Here is a 16581-nt window from a genome sequence, read left to right on the forward strand (position 1 = left end):
CTGCCGTGGGCTGTGGAAAACTCGACTTCAGGGTGACCCCTAGGGTCCCGTAGTCCTGGAGTCTGACCCCAAGACAGCTCTGCGGGGTGACGACCGGCGTGGTCCGCGTCACTACCTTCGAAGCGTGACTGTGATCGCGACCGAAAGCCTGAGCAAGCGGTTCCCGAGGGTGACCGCGCTTGACCGGCTCTCCGTGGACGTCGGGCCCGGTGTGACCGGACTCGTCGGAGCCAATGGAGCCGGCAAGTCCACACTGATCAAGATCCTGCTGGGTCTGTCCCCCGCCACCGAGGGCCGCGCCGAAGTGCTCGGACTCGACGTCGCCACCAAGGGCGGCGCCATCCGTGAGCGCGTCGGGTATATGCCGGAGCACGACTGTCTGCCGCCCGACGTCTCGGCCACCGAGTTCGTCGTGCACATGGCCCGCATGTCCGGCCTCCCGCCCACCGCCGCGCGTGAGCGCACCGCGGACACGCTGCGCCACGTCGGTCTGTACGAGGAGCGCTACCGCCCCATCGGCGGCTACTCGACCGGCATGAAGCAGCGCGTGAAGCTGGCGCAGGCCCTGGTGCACGACCCGGAGCTGGTCTTCCTGGACGAGCCGACCAACGGCCTCGACCCGGTCGGCCGCGACGAGATGCTCGGCCTGATCCGCCGTATCCACACGGACTTCGGCATCTCGGTCCTGGTCACCTCCCATCTGCTGGGCGAGCTGGAGCGCACCTGCGACCACGTCGTCATCATCGACGGCGGCAAGCTCCTGCGCTCCAGCTCCACCACCGACTTCACCCAGACCACCACGACCCTCGCCATCGAGGTCACCGACACCGACGACCACCCGGACGGCACCCGCGCGGTGCGCGACGCGCTCCACGCGCGCGGGGTGGAAGTCCTGGACGGCAGCGGTGGCCTCCCCGGCGCCGGCCACATCCTGCTGCTCACCGCGCAGGGCGACGAGACCTACGACCTGGTGCGCGACGTGGTCGCCGACCTCGGCCTCGGCCTGGTGCGCATGGAGCAGCGCCGGCACCACATCTCGGAGGTCTTCACGGACAGCGATCAGGGCAGCGAGCAGAGCACCGAAGCACAGCGGAAGGAGGCGGTCGGTCATGGCAGTTGAGCAGCCCACGCGGACACCAGTCGCACAGTCGGGCGACCAGACCCGCATCCACAACATCGGCTACCGCACCTACGACGGCCCCCGCCTCGGCCGCTCCTACGCCACCCGGTCCCTGTACTCGCAGTCCCTGCGCGGCGCCTACGGCCTCGGCCGCTCGGTGAAGTCCAAGGTGCTGCCGATGCTGCTGTTCGTGGTGATGTGCGTGCCCGCGGCCATCATGGTCGCCGTCGCGGTCGCCACCAAGGCCAACGACCTGCCCGTCGACTACACGCGCTACGCGATCATCATGCAGGCCGTGATCAGCCTGTACGTCGCCTCGCAGGCACCCCAGTCCGTCTCCCGAGACCTGCGTTTCAAGACCGTGCCGCTGTACTTCTCGCGGCCCATCGAGACCGCCGACTACGTCCGGGCGAAGTTCGCGGCGCTGGCCTCCGCGCTGTTCATCCTCACCGCGGCCCCGCTGCTGGTGCTCTATGTGGGCGCGCTGCTGGCCAAGCTCGACTTCGCCGACCAGACCAAGGGGTTCGCACAGGGACTCGTCTCCGTGGCACTGCTCTCGCTGCTGTTCGCCGGCATCGGCCTCGTCATCGCCTCGGTCACCCCGCGCCGCGGCTTCGGCATCGCCGCCGTGATCGCCGTGATGACCATCTCCTACGGAGCGGTGTCCACCCTCCAGGCCATCGCCGAGGTGCAGAACAGCTCGAGCGCCATCCCCTGGATCGGCCTGTTCTCGCCGGTCACGCTCATCGACGGTGTGCAGTCCGCCTTCCTGGGCGCCTCGTCCGCCTTCCCCGGTGGAGTCGGGCCGAACAACGGGGAAGGCGCGGTCTACGTCCTCGTCGCCCTCGGCCTCATCGCCGCGTCCTACGGCCTGCTGATGCGCCGCTACCGAAAGGTCGGACTGTGACCACGCTCTCGATCGACCACGTCTCCCGCTGGTTCGGCAACGTGGTCGCCGTCAACGACATCACCATGACGATCGGCCCCGGTGTCACCGGCCTGCTCGGCCCCAACGGCGCCGGGAAGTCCACCCTGATCAACATGATGGGCGGCTTCCTGGCCCCCTCCACCGGCACGGTCACCCTCGACGGCCAGCCGGTCTGGCGCAACGAGGCGATCTACCGGCACATCGGCATCGTCCCCGAGCGCGAGGCGATGTACGACTTCCTCACCGGCCGCGAATTCGTCGTCGCCAACGCCGAGTTGCACGGACTGGGCGCCAAGGCCGCCCAGAAGGCCCTGGCCACGGTCGAGATGGAGTACGCCCAGGACCGCAAGATCCAGACGTACTCCAAGGGCATGCGCCAGCGTGTGAAGATGGCGAGCGCCCTCGTCCACGACCCCTCGCTGCTCCTGCTCGACGAGCCCTTCAACGGCATGGACCCGCGCCAGCGCATGCAGCTGATGGACCTGCTGCGGCGGATGGGCGACGAGGGGCGCACGGTGCTGTTCTCCTCCCACATCCTCGAAGAGGTCGAGCAACTCGCCTGGCACATCGAGGTGGTGGTCGCGGGACGGCACGCGGCCAGCGGTGACTTCCGCAAGATCCGCCGACTGATGACCGACCGGCCGCACCGCTACCTGGTGCGCTCCAGCGACGACCGCGCCCTCGCGGCCGCGCTGATCGCCGACCCGTCGACGTCCGGCATCGAGGTCGATCTGACCGAGGGCGCGCTGCACATCCAGGCCGTCGACTTCGGCCGCTTCACCGCCCTGCTGCCGAAGGTGGCGCGTGACCAGGGCATCCGTCTGCTCACGGTCTCGCCGTCCGACGAGTCCCTCGAGTCCGTCTTCTCGTATCTGGTCGCGGCGTAGGAGGCCGAAGATGTACGACCCCACAGTCGCCCGGCTCACTTATCGAGCCCTGCTCGGCCGCCGCCGGGCCCTCATCCTGAGCGCGCTTCCGCTGCTGCTCATCGCGATCTCCGTGGTGGTGCGCGCGCTCGCCGGAGCCGACGACCAGACCGCCTCGGATCTGCTCGGCGGGCTGGCGCTGGCCACCATGGTGCCGATCATCGGCGTCATCGCCGGCACCGGCGCGATCGGGCCGGAGATCGACGACGGCTCGGTGGTGTATCTGCTGTCCAAGCCGGTGAAACGGCCGACGATCATCTTCACCAAGCTGATCGTGGCGATCGCCGTGACCATGGTGTTCTCGGCGCTGCCCACCTTCATCGCGGGCTACATCCTGAATGGCAACGGCCAGCAGATCGCCGTCGCCTACACGGTGGCCGCGCTGGTCGCCTCCATCGCCTACGCCGCGATCTTCCTGCTGCTGGGCACGGTGTCCCGGCACGCGGTGGTCTTCGGGCTGGTCTACGCGCTCGTCTGGGAGGCCCTGTTCGGCTCCCTGGTGTCCGGTGCGCGCACGCTGAGCGTTCAGCAGTGGGCGCTGGCGGTGGCGCAGAAGGTCGCCGGCGGGGACATGGTGACGTCGGACGTGGCACTGCCCACGGCGACGGTGTTGCTGGCGGTGGTCACCGTCCTCGCGACCTGGTACGCGGGACAGAAGCTGCGGTCGCTGACGCTGGCCGGTGAGGAGTAAGGGCGCCGGTGAGATGTAAGGGAGCGGGCCCTTCACCGGGCCCGCTCTTGACGGCGGCTTCACCACTGTCCAGGCACACTGGGCAAAAGGGGAAGTCCGACTGAGAAGGACGTTCGGCTGAAGGACGCTGAGAGACGGAGAGGAACGGGGATGGCAGACGATTGGGACGACGACCTCGTCCTGGACGAGGACTTCATACGGTCCGCCGAGACGTCGGAGCCGTCCGCCCGGGCCCGGATGCTGGCCGCGCGCTGGCGCCGTGAGGAGCCCGAGCCGCAGCCGTGGCGCTCGGACGAGCCGCCGGCGGGGTGGTTCTTCAGCAAGGGGCGCCGGCGCAAGTGGCGGCGCCGGTAAGGGGCTTGTGACGTCTTTCCGGGTGTTTTAATCAGTGGCGCCCAACTCGCCGTACATGCACCATGGTTGTGTCGAAGACGCCGGTTGAGGCCGGCGCCGCGTTCTGGGAGAGGAGCAGGACGATGTCCATGCACGGCAGTACGTCCAGCTCCCATCAGGGCAGCCCGCGGCAGGCTCCGGTGTAGTTACCCCACCGTCGAGCCCGCTCCGCACACGGAGCTGCCCGGGGCGGCCGCTTCGAGCACGCGATGTCGCTCTCGCGTGGGTCGCCCACCCGGAGGATTGGCCGAGTGGCAAGGCACCGGTCTGCGCTGTGTTTGATCAGGAGCAGCCGTGGTCGGGGGCGACCCCGCGCACGTTCGATCCGTGCATCCTCCGCGAGACGTCGCCTCTGTGGCTGGGCCGAGTTGCAGGGCTTGGGGCGCGTTGAGAAGAGCCCGGCGCTGTGGCTGAGAGGTCGGGTGCGCAGCCCGGCGCCGGTGGGGTGCCGCCCGCGCCCACCCTCGGCTTCGCTCGAGCGGGGGACCTCCATCGCCCCAGCGGCACGACTGCCCGCGGCAATGGCTGCACCGGCCGTCGGCCGACGTCAGCCCAGCAACCGCTCCAGCACCACCGCGATCCCGTCCTCCTCATGGGAGGCCGTCACCTCGTCCGCCACCGCCTTGAGCTCCTCGTGGGCGTTGGCCATGGCCACGCCCCTCGCCGCCCAGGCGAACATCGGGATGTCGTTGGGCATGTCGCCGAAGGCGATGGTGTCCGCCGCCTTCACACCCAGTCGGCGGGCCGCAAGCGAGAGTCCGGTCGCCTTGGACAGGCCCAGGGGGAGCAGTTCCACGATGCCCTCGCCCGCCATGGCCACCGTGACGAAGCCGCCTGCGGCGCGGCGGGCGGCTTCCGTCAGCTCGTCGTCCGTCAGGTCCGGATGCTGTATGTAGATCTTGTTCAGCGGGGCGGTCCACAGATCCGACGCGTCCGTGAACGGGGTGGCCGGGAGCGTGCCCGTGACCGCGTAGCCGGGGCCCACCATGACCTCGCCGTCCAGCCCGTCGCGGCTAGCCGCGAGGAACAGCGGCCCGACCTCCGCCTCGATCTTGGCCAGTGCCACGCCCGCCAGTTGCCGGTCCAGGGTCACCGAGGTCAGCAGCCGGTGCTCGCCGGCGTCGTACACCTGCGCGCCCTGGCCGCAGACGGCGAGGCCCCGGTAGCCGAGGTCGTCGAGGATGTGCCGGGTCCAGGGGACCGCGCGGCCCGTGACGACGATGTGCGCGGCACCGGCCTCGGTGGCCGCGGTGAGGGCGTCACGGGTGCGCTGCGAGACCGACTCGTCGGAGCGCAGGAGCGTTCCGTCGAGGTCGGTCGCGATCAGCCTGTAGGGGAACCCCCCGGAGGGAGACGCGGCACTCACTTCGCGACCGGCTCCAGGACCTCCCGGCCGCCCAGGTACGGGCGCAGCACCTCGGGAACCCGGACGGAGCCGTCGGCCTGCTGGTGGTTCTCCAGGATCGCCACGATGGTGCGGGGCACGGCGCACAGCGTGCCGTTGAGGGTCGCCAGCGGGCGCACCTTCTTGTCCTCACGCACGCGGATCGACAGCCGCCGGGACTGGAACTCGGTGCAGTCCGAGGTCGAGGTCAGCTCGCGGTACTTGCCCTGCGTCGGGATCCACGCCTCGCAGTCGAACTTGCGGGAGGCCGAGGAGCCGAGGTCGGCGGAGGCGACGTCGATGACCCGGAACGGCAGCTCCAGCGACGTCAGCCACTGCTTCTCCCACTCCAGCAGGCGCTGGTGCTCGGCCTGCGAGTCCTCGGGAGCGACATAGGAGAACATCTCGACCTTGTCGAACTGGTGCACCCGGAAGATGCCCCGGGTGTCCTTGCCGTGCGAGCCGGCCTCGCGGCGGAAGCAGGGCGAGAAGCCCGCGTAGCGCAGCGGGAGCTTGTCGGCGTCGAGGATCTCGTCCATGTGGTACGCGGCGAGCGGGACCTCGGAAGTGCCGACCAGGTAGAGGTCGTCGTTGTCGAGGTGGTAGACGTCCTGCGCGGCCTGGCCGAGGAAGCCGGTGCCGGCCATCGACTGGGGGCGGACCAGCGCCGGGGTCAGCATCGGTGTGAAGCCGGCCGCCGTGGCCTGGGCCATCGCCGCGTTGACCAGGGCCAGCTCCAGCAGGGCGCCGACGCCGGTGAGGAAGTAGAAGCGCGAGCCGGACACCTTCGCGCCGCGCTCGACGTCGATCGCGCCGAGGAGGGTGCCGAGCTCCAGGTGGTCCTTCGGCTCGAAGCCCTCGGCCGAGAAGTCGCGGATCTCGCCGTGCGTCTCCAGCGTGACGAAGTCCTCCTCGCCGCCGACCGGGACGTCGGGGTGGACGAGGTTGCCGAGCCGCAGAAGCAGCTCCTGGGTCTCGGCGTCGGCCGCGTCGCGCTCGGCGTCGGCCGTCTTGACGTCGGCGGCCAGCTGGCTCGCCTTCTTCAGCAGCTCGGCCTTCTCGTCCCCCGCGGCCTTGGGGATCAGCTTGCCGAGCTGCTTCTGCTCGGCACGGAGCTCGTCGAAGCGGACGCCGGACGACCTGCGCCGCTCGTCGGCAGACAGGAGGGCGTCGACGAGCGCGACGTCCTCTCCACGGGCGCGCTGCGAGGCGCGCACTCGGTCGGGGTCCTCACGGAGCAGGCGAAGGTCAATCACGCGCTCAAGGCTACCGGGGTGGGGTGACAGCCCACGACTCACTATTCCGAACTGCGGCTTACGTTCCGTTATGAGGCAATTGCTGGATGTGTCAACAAAAGATGTCCCACTCCCTGGAACGGCTAAGGCGCGAGGCGGCCGGTTGACTCGAATCCCTTGTGGAGAACGGGACTTGGGCCTTGGTTGTCCACAGGAATCCCCAGCCTCCGAAGAGTTATCCACAGGGTGTGTGGATGGACTGTGGACGTCGGAATTGATCACTCCGTAACGCGTCGATCAAGTCGAGGATTCCCAGGACAAACCCGTTCCATCCGCACTTTTGAGTGGAAACCGGTCGCCCCAAAGGATTGCCCAAAGGAAAAGAGTGGACGAAGGGTGACTTGCGGGCCGGTGGACGGCGAAGCATCCCGGAGGACGATTTGTCGACAGGGTCGCACCTGCTTGTCGACTTGTCCCCAGGTCGAGAAGAGGACCTGTGGATAACTCCTGTGGATAACAACAATCGGCTGATAGGGATGGCCGGCCCCGGCCCTCAGAACCGCCCGTCCTGGCAGCGCGCCACCCAGTCCGCCGCCGAGACGAACTCCTCGTCCGACGTCCCCGGCAGCCGCACATCCGCCGCCTTCATGTCCGCGCGCGGATACGAGCCCAGGAAGCGCACCTCCAGGCAGATCCGCTTGAGCCCCATCAGCGCCTCGGCCACCCGGCGGTCGGAGATATGGCCCTCGGCGTCGATGCAGAAGCAGTAGTTGCCGATGCCCGCGCCGGTCGGCCGGGACTGGAGCAGCATCAGGTTGATGCCGCGGGTGGCGAACTCGCCCAGAAGGTCGCGCAGGCCGCCGGGATGGTCGTCACGCTGCCACAGCACGACGGACGTCTTGTCCGCGCCGGACGGTGCCGCGGGCCGGGCCGGCCGGCCCACCAGTACGAAGCGGGTCTGGGCGTTCTCCGCGTCGTGGATGCCGGTCTCCAGCGCCTCCAGGCCGTACATCGCGGCGGCGAACTCGCCCGCGAAGGCCGCGTCGTACTGGCCCTCCTGGACCAGTCGGGCGGCGTCCGCGTTCGAGGCGGCCGACTCCCACTGGGCGTCGGGGAGGTTGTTCCTGAGCCAGTTGCGCACCTGGGGCTGGGCGGCCGGATGCGCCGAGACGGTCTTGATGTCCGACAGCTTCGTGCCCGGCCTGACCAGCAGCGCGAAGGTGATCGACAGCAGCACCTCGCGGTAGATCATCAGCGGCGCGCCCGCGACCAGCTCGTCGAGCGTGGTCGTGATGCCGCCCTCGACGGAGTTCTCGATCGGCACGAACGCGCCCTCGGCCTCGCCGGCGCGCACCGCGTCCAGCGCGGACTGCACGGACACGTAGGGGATCAGCTCCCGGGTCGCGGCCTCGGGAAGGGTGCGCAGGGCGGCCTCGGTGAAGGTGCCTTCGGGGCCGAGATAGGCGTAGCTCGCTGGCATGACCTCACCCTAATGGGCCTTGCGAAGGGCGGCGCACGCCTCTTGACCGCGCGCCGCCCCCGAGACGCCCTCACCGTCGTACACGAGTGCACAACCCGTACGACCCTCTCGTCACCCTCACCCCTCCAGCAACCGCTGCCCCACGTACTCCCCCTTGGCCGCCCCGCCCGGCACCGCGAACAGTCCGCTCGCCTCGTGCCGGATGTACTTCGACAGCGCGTCGCCCCGGTCGAGCTTGCGCTGGACGGTGACGAAGCCGCGCAGCGGGTCGGCCTGCCAGCAGATGAAGAGGAGGCCCGCGTCGGGCACGCCGTCCGCGTCGATGCCGTCGTGGAATGAGAAGGGGCGCCGCAGCATCGCCGCGCCGCCGTTCTGGTCGGGCCGGGTGATGCGCGCGTGGGCGTTGATGGGGACGATCAGGTTCCCGGCCTTGTCCGTCTTCTCCAGATCCATCTCGGTCGTCTCGGTGCCCCCCGACAGCGGCGCCCCGTCGGACTTGCGGCGTCCGATGACGTCCTCCTGCTCCTTGACCGAGAGCTGCTCCCAGTCGTCGAGGAGCATGCGGATGCGGCGTACGACGGCGTAGGAGCCGTTCGCCATCCAAGCCGGGTCCTTCGAACCGGACTCGGGCACGAAGATCCGCTGGTCGAAGTCGGCCTCCGATGGCTTCGGATTGCGCGTGCCGTCCATCTGGCCCATCAGGTTGCGGGCCGTCATCGGGTGCGCGGTGGCACCCGGCGAGCGGTTGAAGCCGTTCATCTGCCAGCGCACCTTGGCCGCCTGCCCCGCGTCCTTCTGGATCGCGCGCAGGGCGTGGAAGGCGACCAGGGCGTCATTGGCGCCGATCTGCACCCACAGATCGCCGTTGCTGCGTGCCTTGTCGAGCTGGTCGGAGGAGAAGTCGGGCAGCGGGTCCAGGGAGACGGGGCGCTGCTTCTCCAGGCCGGTGCGCGCGAAGAAGCTGTATCCGAAGCCGAAGGTGATCGTCAGCGAGGACGGCCCGGCGTCGCGGGCGACATCCGTGTCGTCCTCCTTGGCCGCCTCGCCCGCCATCAGCCGCCGTGCTGTCTCCGACCAGCGGCGCAGCAGCGCCGCCGCCTCCTTGCGTCCGGCACCCGCCGCCAGGTCGAAGGCGATGACGTGGCCGCGTGCCTGGAGGCCCTGGAGGATGCCGGGCTGATGTTTCCCGTGAAACATCACCTGATCGGCTCCCAGCGAGGCGAGCGGCGTCGCCTCGGCCGGCCGCGCGGCATATCCCACGGCCCCGCCGGCCGCACCGAGCACCAGCCCGGTGGCACCGGCGGTTCCGAGCAGCCGACGTCGCGACATGCCCTCCTTGCCGCCGGCGCTCTTGGGAAGACCGCCATTAAGTGCGGTCTCGCCCTTGAGCGCCTTCCCGGGAGTCTTGGGGGCGTCGGGGGTCTCGGGGGTACGGGCCTCCGGGATGGACTGGTCAGACATGGTGCGGTCAGCCGATCTGCGCGTTCTTGGAGACGGTGGTCTGGTCGACGTCGGAGGTCCGTACGGTCACGGCGATCTTCCATTCGCCGGCCACGGGGATCTGCACTCCGTTCGCCGACCAGTGTCCGGTGGAGATGTGGTCGGGAACGACGGGCAGCGGCCCGATGTCCTGGGACTCGAGAGTGAAGGCGACCTTCACCTCGGGGATGTCGAAGGCGCGGCCATTGGGGCGCTGCACATAGACGTGCATCTCGTTGCCGCCCACGCGCGCGGGATCGAGATCGACCCGCACGACGCCCTTGCCGTCCTCTCCGCCGGTGTCGAAGGACATGTCCAGGGTCAGCGCCCCGGCGGCCGACGCGTCCGCGGACGAGGCCGCCGTGGCCGCCTTGGCCTGCTCCTCCGTACGCCCCGGTTCGGTCGAGGTCAGCATGGTGGTGACGGCGAGCAGGACCACCGCGACACCCGCCTCGGCCAGCACCGAGCGGCGCAGTCCGAACCGGTTCGGGTCGGCGTCCCGCTGCTGCTTCTGCCGCGCCGTGTCCCTCGCGGCCTGCTGCCGGGCGAGCTGCGCGGCGCGCTCGGAATCGCCGCCCTCCTGGTCGGACGCGGCGGCGCCCTGCTTCCCCGATCCAGAACCGGGACCGGCCCCGGCACCCGCATCAGCCGTCGACTCGGAGGCACCGGCACCGGCCCGCGCCGCGGCATGCTCCTTCTCGCCCTCGCTCGCCCCCTCTTCCTCCCGGGGCTTCACCACGACCGCCTCGGCCAGCCGGGCCGTCCACCGCCGCGAGATCCCCGCGATCCCCACCAGCAGCACCACGAGCCCGATCTTGACCAGCAGCAACTGCCCGTATCGCGTGTCGGTGAACGCCGACCAGGAGCCGAGCTGCCGCCACGACTGGTAGATCCCGGTCGCGACCAGCGCGAGCACACTGCCGAACGCGACGCGCGAGAACCGTCGTACGGCGGGCGCGTCGACCGCGGTGTCCGCGGGCGCCCAGTAGAGGGCGACGAGCAGTGCGGCGAGTCCGCCGAGCCAGCTCGCGACGGCCATCAGGTGGACGACGTCGACGGGCATCGCGATCCCGGTCTGGAGACCGGTCGAGGCGTGCTCGGACATCGCCCAGCTCGCCGCGAGCCCCGCCGCGACCACGGTCCCGCCGATGGCGAGCCCGAAGGTCAGGTCCCGCTTCTCCTCGTCCTCCCGCTTCTCGTACGCCCCGAACAGCACCGCGATGAACAGTGCCGCCGCGGCGAGCAGCAGCAGCCGGGACACCAGCGCCGCGCCCGTCTTGGTCTGCAGCACCTGCCCGAGCAGGTCCAGGTCGAAGATGTCGCCGGCCTTGCCGCTGCCGGTGTACGAGCCGCGCAGGAGCAGCAGGCCGAGCGTGGCGGAGGTCAGGGCCAGCCAGCCGGAGACGGTGAGCCGCTGCAGCACCCGCACACCCGCCCCGCGCTGCCAGCAGGCGAGCACGAAGGCGGCGCCGCCGATCATGACGATGTAGCCGGCGTACGACACGTACCGCCCGAAGCCGTAGAGCGTGCCGACGACCCCGCCACCCGCCGTCTGGTCGGAGACGGAGACGGAGGTCTGGGAGGGGGCGCCGATGGAGAAGGTGTAGGCGCCGGCGACGGGATGGCTGTCCGCGGACACCACCTGGTAGGAGACGGTGTACGTGCCGTCGGGCAGGCCGGGGTCGAGTTTCACGGCGTAGGCCGTGCCGCTGAGGTTGGCCGGGTCGCCCTTGTCGACACGCTCGCCCTTGGGGTCGAGCACCCGCAGGGAGTCGTCGGACACGGCGACCTTCTCGGAGAAGGTCAGCGAGATCTGCGTCGGGGCCTTCTCGACCACCGCCCCCTGCCGGGGGTCGCTGCCGGTCAGCGCAGCATGCGCGGAGACCGGCCCGGCACCGGCGAGGAGCAGGCCGGTGGCGGCCAGGAGCAGCAGCACCAGGGTCCGCACGCGGGGGGCGATGGTCTGGGTCAAGGCGATCTCTCCCTCAGTGCCCGGTCTTCGGGGTGTACGTCGCGGACTTCACCGGCATCGCGACCGTGACCGTGCCGGACTCGGCGAAGTGGAGCCGCACGGTCACCTTCTCGCCCTGCTTCGGCTTTCGCTTCAGGTTCTCGAACATCAGATGGTTGCCGCCGCTCTTGAACACCAGTCGACCGTGCGCGGGGACGGCGAGGTCCGTGGCCTCCCGCATCGACGAACCGACCGTCTCGTGCGCGGTGACCTCGCCGACGTCGCTGGTGACGGAGGTCAACTCGTCCTTCGTACCGCCCTCGTTGGTGACGGTCAGGAAGCCGGCCGCCATGGAGTCGGAGACGGGCTGCGGCATGTAGGCGCCGCTGACGGACACGTCGGCCTTGGAGTCCTCGGAGCCGCAGCCCGCGAGGGCCAGGGCTCCGGTCAGCGCGACGGCCACCGGGGCGAGGCGCCTCACGGCTTCTCCCCCTTGATCAGCTTGGGGAGATCCTTGGTGTAGTCGTCGACGGTGGCGTCCTCGGTGTAGAGGACGTACCCGGCGTCGTTCTTCGGCGAGAACGCGACGACCTGGGTGCCGTGCGTGGAGACCATCTTGCCGTTCTTGTCCTTGTGCGGCGGCTCGATGGAGATACCGAGGGTGCGGGCGCCGGCCTGGATGGTGTCGAAGTCCCCGGTCAGGCCGACGACCTGCGGGTCGATGCCCTTGAGCCACTTGCCGAGCGCGGCGGCGGTGTCGCGCTCGGGGTCGGTGGTGACGAACACGACGCGCAGCTCGTCCTGCTCGGCCTTGGGCAGCTGCTTCTTGGCGACGGCGATGTTGTTCATCGTCAGCGGGCAGACGTCGGGGCAGTTGGTGTAGCCGAAGTAGATCAGCGTCGGCTTGCCCTGGGTCTCCTTGCGGAGGTCGTACTTCTTGCCGCTGGTGTCGGTGAGCACCAGATCCGGCTTCTCGAACGGCTTGTCGAGGACGATGGCGGCCTTGTCCGCATCGGCCTCCTCGGAGACCACGGTCACCGGCGAGGCGCCGTCGTCGCCGTTGCCGCAGGCGGAGAGGGTCAGGGTGGCGGCGGCGAGCAGTGCGGCCGCGGCGAAGGTCTTCTTACGCATGACGAGTCTTCTTACGCATAGAACGATGTCCCAGTTGTGAGTGATCCGGCGCGCACCGGGGACGTGCCCCGGCGCGCGCCGTGAACCGGAGGGCCGTCAGGCCTCGGTGCGCCGACGGCCGGCGAGCACGCCGTACGCCACGCCCAGCGCGCCGACGACGATGCCGACCACGCCCAGGACGCGGGCGGTGGTGTCGCTGCTGTCGGCCGGCTCGGCGGCGTCGGTCTTGGCGGAGGCGGCCTCGGCATCGTCGGAGTCGGAGGCCTTGTCGGAGGAGGACGAGCCGTGGTGGCCGTCCTCGGCGGCGGACAGTGCGAGCACCGGCGCCGGGTTCTCGGGCTCGTCCTGGCCCTCCTGCGGGACCTCGATCCAGCGCACGACCTCCTTGTTGGAGTAGGTCTGGATCGCCTTGAAGACGAGTTCGTCGGTGTTCTCGGGAAGCTGGCCGATGGAGACCGGGAACTTCTCGAAGTAGCCCGGCTCGATGCCCTTGCCGTCGGCGGTCCAGGTGATCTTGGAGACCGCCTCGGAGATCTTCTCGCCGTGCAGCTCGATCGGCTTGTCGAGCTTGGACTTGGTGACCTCGATCTTCCAGCCGGGCATCGGCTCCGGCATGGCGGAGGCCAGCGGGTGGTCGGTCGGGAAGGTGACCTCGAGCTTGGTGGTCGAGGCGTTGTCGCGCTCGTTGGGCACCTTGAAGTCGACGACCGCGTAGCCGCCCTTGGCCGCCGTGCCCTCGGGCTGCACGCCGACGTGGGCGAAGGCGGGGACGGACAGGGCGAGCACGGTCGTGCCGGCGAGGGCGCCCACGGCGGCGATACGAGAGGCCTTCATTTCGGAGCACTCCACTGTGAATGAGATTCGGATTCCGGTGGTGAAGAGGAGTACGTGTGCGCCGGGTTGCCCGGTCAGAGGGAAACGACGGGAAAGAACCGTCCCTCGGTCGGAAACGGGGCACACGCGCGTGCCGCCCGACGGCGGCCCTCAACCCACGTCAGTGGAGCGGCGGTCGCGTCGTGTCAGGCGGCGAGGGCGAGCGCGGTGGCCGGCGGGCCGCGCCTGATCAGCGTGTGCTGGAGGGCGACGGTGCGGGGCGCGGGGGGCACCGGTGTCTCGGTGCGCAGGAAGCGCGGGCCCGCATCGCGAGCGCCCGGCAGCCCGGCACGCAGGGCGCGCACCAGCGCGAGCGCCCCGCGCAGGGAACGTATGAGAGCCCCCTCGGCGACCGAGTGCGCCGACAGCGTGGACATCTCGGCGATCCGCAGCAGGGCCAGGTCCCCGCGGCGCAGCAGCCACCCCGCGACGATCGCCGCGAGGAGGTGGGCGAGCGCCATGGGCAGCGACGGCAGCAGCGAGGCGGCGGAGTCGGTGGTGACCGGCAGGGCGTCCACCGACCGGTGCGAGAGATGCTCCCCCGCCCCCGTGCCTGCCCCTGTGCCTGCCCCCGCCCCCGTGCCCGTGCCGATCCGCGCCTCGGTGAGGATCCGCTGGGCCTGGGCGGGGCTGATGGCCGCCGCGGCGCTGCCGCACACGAGCCGCGCGGCCCGCTCGACGAGCGCGGCGTCGGCCAGGGAAGCGGTGGCCGAGGGCGATCCCCCGGCGATCGTCGTCCCGTGCTGCCCCAGCCCGAACAGCGTGTGCAGGACGGTCTGGCCGACCGCGAGCAGCGCCGCCGTCCCGGGCAGCGAACGTTCGCGTCCGGTGAGCGGCACGGTGACGGCAACGACCCCCAGGAACCCCGCGCCCAGCGTCCACAGCGGGATCCTGGCGCAGGAGCCCAGCACATGGCCCATCCCGGCCAGCACGACGCAGACCGCGGCGAACACCGCGGCCCGCAGTATCCGGAGATCGCTTCCGGAGCGCGCCGTGCGCGGGTGGGGGGCAGTCATGGCGGGCTCATCATCGCACTGGCCTTATGACCGCCATACGGCAGGTCCGCAAGATGACAAACCAACCGGAAGATCACCTTCTGGTGTGGGCCACACCCACATACACCGATTCCTGCGTAGGCGCATCGACCATATGGGCGGCATCACGTCAAGGATGTGCTTACAGCGGGGCACTCGCGGCAATACGTAACGGTATGTCGAGCCGCGGCCAGGAGGCTGGAGCATGAGCATCTGGTGGTCACTCCATCTGCGCCGCGAAGCCGCGAGCGTTCCTCTCGCCCGGCGCCTGCTGCTCGGCACCATGGAGACGGCGGGCGTCGACCCCGACATCTCGTACGACCTCTCCGTCGCCCTGAGCGAGGCCTGCGCCAACGCCGTCGAGCACGGCGGCGCCACCACGCCCGACGGCTCCCCGCAGGCGTACCGCGTCACGGCCTATCTGGACGGCGAGAAGTGCCACATCGAGGTCACCGACTCGGGTCCGGGCTTCACGGCACCGCACCGTGCCCCGCGTCCGGCGCCCTCCGACGCCGAGGACGGCCGGGGCCTGTGCCTCATCAGCGAACTCGCCGACCACGTCCAGATCGGCAACAAGCCGGGGCGGGGCGGGGCGGTGGTGAGCTTCGACAAGATCCTCAAGTGGCGTGAGGGCGCCCCTCTGGTGGCGGTGTAGCGCGCCGCGTCACCGCAGGACCGCGGGGCTGCCCTCCTGCGCCGCGCAGGCGCTCAGGCTTCGACGAGTTCGATGAGTTCGGCCAGCAGGCCGAAGGTCAGCGCGTCCACCGGGCGGGGCGAGTCGTCGGCCTCCTCGCTGAAGGTGTTGACCATCATGACCACCGCCGTCCTGCTCCGCCTTTCGAACGCCGCGCAGGTGCTGAATCCGCCGGTGCCGCCGTTGTGCCAGGTCATGGTCCGGCCACCGGGCAGCGTGCTGATGTGCCAGCCCAGCCCGATCCGCAGGTCCTGGTCCGCGGTGAAGTGAGGGCGCTGGGTCAGCTCGATCGCGTCCCGCAACGGTGAGCGCTCCGGACGCAGTTGCGCGTCGAGGTAGCGGATCATGTCGTCGGCGGTGCTGAACATGGAGGTGCCCGCGCCGCTGAGCACTCGATCGTGCCAGTCGGGAACGGGCTCGCCCTCCAGATGCCCGACGGCCTTGCGGGAGGCCATGTCCGGCCTCAGCGTCGTCGTGGTGTCGGTCAGGCGCAGCGGCACGGCCACCTTTCGCCGCAGCATCGCGTCCACGTCGTCGAAGGCCAGCGCCTGGCCGAGCAGCCCGTATCCGAGGTTCGAGTACTGGTAGGTGCTGCCCGGCTCGGTGCTCAGGGCCGTCTCGGCGAGACCGGCGGCCACGTCGTCCAACCTGTAGTGCGCGTACGGGTCGTAGGGATCCGCGTGCGCCAGGAGGTTCGGAGGCAGCGAGGGCAGACCGGAGGTGTGCGTCGCCAGGTCGGCCAGGGTGATCCGCCGGGGGCCTTTGCGCGGGACGGGGAACGCGGGCGGCAGGACGAGCGGCGAGTCGAGGCGGACCCTGCCCGAGCACACCGCGCGCGCGAGCGCCGTGGCGGTGAGGGTCTTGGTGATCGAGCCGAGCTGGAACACCGTCCTGCCGCCGGGCGCGGGGCCCTTCTTGGACGCGCCCGCCACATGTCGCTGTGTGCCCCGGATGACTCCGCACACCACGCTCGGGCTGCCGGCGGCCAGCGCACGGTCCAGACAACGCCGCACCCGCGCGCCCAGCTCGCCCTCGGCCGCGGTGGCGACCCGCGGCATCAACGACACACCCGCTCCGGCCGCCGCCGCGCCCAGGAACTTCCGTCGGTTCATGTGCTTCCCCCTGCTGTCGTGTTCGGTGCTGACCACTATGGAGAAGTTACGTTATTACGTAATGACGGATCAAGTGGTTTTCGCGGCGAGGCTGCGTTCGGCCACCCCACGCTCTTCGGGCCTCTCGGCACTCACAGCCATCGCACAGCG

16 protein-coding genes and 1 tRNA gene are annotated in these 16581 nt (G+C 70.2%); 7 read left to right on the plus strand and 10 right to left on the minus strand.

Going from position 1 to position 16581, the window contains the following annotated elements; genetic code table 11:
- Nucleotides 1–130 precede the first annotated feature (130 nt).
- From IM697_RS01465 to IM697_RS01490, 6 genes are all read left to right on the plus strand, one after another.
- Nucleotides 131–1120, plus strand: coding sequence for an ABC transporter ATP-binding protein (locus IM697_RS01465; protein WP_194049540.1), 990 nt, complete (start codon nucleotides 131–133; stop codon nucleotides 1118–1120).
- Nucleotides 1110–2027, plus strand: a complete 918-nt coding sequence (locus IM697_RS01470) for an ABC transporter permease subunit (protein ID WP_194043935.1) — start codon at nucleotides 1110–1112, stop codon at nucleotides 2025–2027. Before IM697_RS01465 ends, IM697_RS01470 begins: the two co-directional genes overlap by 11 nt.
- On the plus strand, nucleotides 2024–2935 hold the full coding sequence (locus IM697_RS01475) for an ABC transporter ATP-binding protein (RefSeq protein ID WP_194043937.1): 912 nt from the start codon (nucleotides 2024–2026) through the stop codon (nucleotides 2933–2935). The genes IM697_RS01470 and IM697_RS01475 overlap by 4 nt, the downstream gene beginning before the upstream one ends.
- A gap of 10 nt (nucleotides 2936–2945) precedes the next feature.
- Nucleotides 2946–3665, plus strand: a complete 720-nt coding sequence (locus IM697_RS01480; protein ID WP_194043939.1) for an ABC transporter permease subunit — start codon at nucleotides 2946–2948, stop codon at nucleotides 3663–3665.
- Between the two features lie 150 nt (nucleotides 3666–3815).
- Nucleotides 3816–4019, plus strand: a complete 204-nt coding sequence (locus IM697_RS01485) for an SGM_3592 family protein (protein ID WP_190071078.1) — start codon at nucleotides 3816–3818, stop codon at nucleotides 4017–4019.
- 276 nt (nucleotides 4020–4295) lie between these two features.
- Nucleotides 4296–4397 (plus strand) — tRNA-OTHER (locus IM697_RS01490).
- 208 nt (nucleotides 4398–4605) lie between these two features.
- On the opposite strand, the gene IM697_RS01495 is transcribed toward IM697_RS01490, so the two are convergent.
- The 9 genes from IM697_RS01495 to IM697_RS01535 form a co-directional block, all read right to left on the minus strand.
- On the minus strand, nucleotides 4606–5424 hold the full coding sequence (locus tag IM697_RS01495) for an HAD family hydrolase (RefSeq protein ID WP_194043941.1): 819 nt from the start codon (nucleotides 5422–5424) through the stop codon (nucleotides 4606–4608).
- The gene (gene serS, locus IM697_RS01500; protein WP_194043943.1) at nucleotides 5421–6698 is read right to left on the minus strand and encodes a serine--tRNA ligase; all 1278 of its coding nucleotides are present in this window, start codon (nucleotides 6696–6698) and stop codon (nucleotides 5421–5423) included. Before serS ends, IM697_RS01495 begins: the two co-directional genes overlap by 4 nt.
- A gap of 532 nt (nucleotides 6699–7230) precedes the next feature.
- Nucleotides 7231–8157, minus strand: coding sequence for a prephenate dehydratase (gene pheA / locus IM697_RS01505; protein ID WP_194043944.1), 927 nt, complete (start codon nucleotides 8155–8157; stop codon nucleotides 7231–7233).
- 117 nt (nucleotides 8158–8274) lie between these two features.
- Nucleotides 8275–9618: an iron uptake transporter deferrochelatase/peroxidase subunit gene (gene efeB / locus IM697_RS01510; protein ID WP_194043946.1), complete on the minus strand. Its 1344-nt coding sequence runs from the start codon at nucleotides 9616–9618 to the stop codon at nucleotides 8275–8277.
- A 7-nt stretch (nucleotides 9619–9625) separates the two neighbouring features.
- A complete protein-coding gene (locus tag IM697_RS01515; protein WP_194043948.1) occupies nucleotides 9626–11608 on the minus strand; it encodes a copper resistance CopC/CopD family protein in 1983 nt (660 codons plus the stop codon).
- Between the two features lie 13 nt (nucleotides 11609–11621).
- Nucleotides 11622–12068 (minus strand): copper chaperone PCu(A)C, encoded by a 447-nt coding sequence (locus IM697_RS01520; RefSeq protein WP_194043951.1) that lies wholly within the window; start codon nucleotides 12066–12068, stop codon nucleotides 11622–11624.
- Nucleotides 12065–12718 (minus strand): SCO family protein, encoded by a 654-nt coding sequence (locus tag IM697_RS01525; protein ID WP_194043953.1) that lies wholly within the window; start codon nucleotides 12716–12718, stop codon nucleotides 12065–12067. Before IM697_RS01525 ends, IM697_RS01520 begins: the two co-directional genes overlap by 4 nt.
- A gap of 96 nt (nucleotides 12719–12814) precedes the next feature.
- Nucleotides 12815–13552 (minus strand): YcnI family copper-binding membrane protein, encoded by a 738-nt coding sequence (locus IM697_RS01530; RefSeq protein WP_194043955.1) that lies wholly within the window; start codon nucleotides 13550–13552, stop codon nucleotides 12815–12817.
- Between the two features lie 185 nt (nucleotides 13553–13737).
- Nucleotides 13738–14607, minus strand: coding sequence for a hypothetical protein (locus tag IM697_RS01535; protein ID WP_194043957.1), 870 nt, complete (start codon nucleotides 14605–14607; stop codon nucleotides 13738–13740).
- A gap of 223 nt (nucleotides 14608–14830) precedes the next feature.
- Between IM697_RS01535 and IM697_RS01540 the strand changes: the two genes are divergently transcribed.
- Nucleotides 14831–15280 (plus strand): ATP-binding protein, encoded by a 450-nt coding sequence (locus tag IM697_RS01540; RefSeq protein WP_194043959.1) that lies wholly within the window; start codon nucleotides 14831–14833, stop codon nucleotides 15278–15280.
- A 53-nt stretch (nucleotides 15281–15333) separates the two neighbouring features.
- Here the strand turns inward: IM697_RS01540 and IM697_RS01545 are convergent, their stop codons facing one another.
- Nucleotides 15334–16431 (minus strand): serine hydrolase domain-containing protein, encoded by a 1098-nt coding sequence (locus tag IM697_RS01545; RefSeq protein WP_194043961.1) that lies wholly within the window; start codon nucleotides 16429–16431, stop codon nucleotides 15334–15336.
- Nucleotides 16432–16581: the final 150 nt, after the last annotated feature.

The organism is Streptomyces ferrugineus (genome assembly GCF_015160855.1).
Taxonomy (GTDB): domain Bacteria; phylum Actinomycetota; class Actinomycetes; order Streptomycetales; family Streptomycetaceae; genus Streptomyces; species Streptomyces ferrugineus.

Coding starts and splice junctions, on each gene's coding strand:
- IM697_RS01470 (WP_194043935.1), top strand. CDS start 1,110: ATGGCAGTTGAGCAGCCCACGCGGACACCAGTCGCACAGTCGGGCGAC.
- IM697_RS01480 (WP_194043939.1), top strand. CDS start 2,946: ATGTACGACCCCACAGTCGCCCGGCTCACTTATCGAGCCCTGCTCGGC.
- IM697_RS01485 (WP_190071078.1), top strand. CDS start 3,816: ATGGCAGACGATTGGGACGACGACCTCGTCCTGGACGAGGACTTCATA.
- pheA (WP_194043944.1), bottom strand. CDS start 8,157: ATGCCAGCGAGCTACGCCTATCTCGGCCCCGAAGGCACCTTCACCGAG.
- efeB (WP_194043946.1), bottom strand. CDS start 9,618: ATGTCTGACCAGTCCATCCCGGAGGCCCGTACCCCCGAGACCCCCGAC.
- IM697_RS01525 (WP_194043953.1), bottom strand. CDS start 12,718: ATGCGTAAGAAGACCTTCGCCGCGGCCGCACTGCTCGCCGCCGCCACC.
- IM697_RS01530 (WP_194043955.1), bottom strand. CDS start 13,552: ATGAAGGCCTCTCGTATCGCCGCCGTGGGCGCCCTCGCCGGCACGACC.
- IM697_RS01535 (WP_194043957.1), bottom strand. CDS start 14,607: ATGACTGCCCCCCACCCGCGCACGGCGCGCTCCGGAAGCGATCTCCGG.
- IM697_RS01540 (WP_194043959.1), top strand. CDS start 14,831: ATGAGCATCTGGTGGTCACTCCATCTGCGCCGCGAAGCCGCGAGCGTT.
- IM697_RS01545 (WP_194043961.1), bottom strand. CDS start 16,431: ATGAACCGACGGAAGTTCCTGGGCGCGGCGGCGGCCGGAGCGGGTGTG.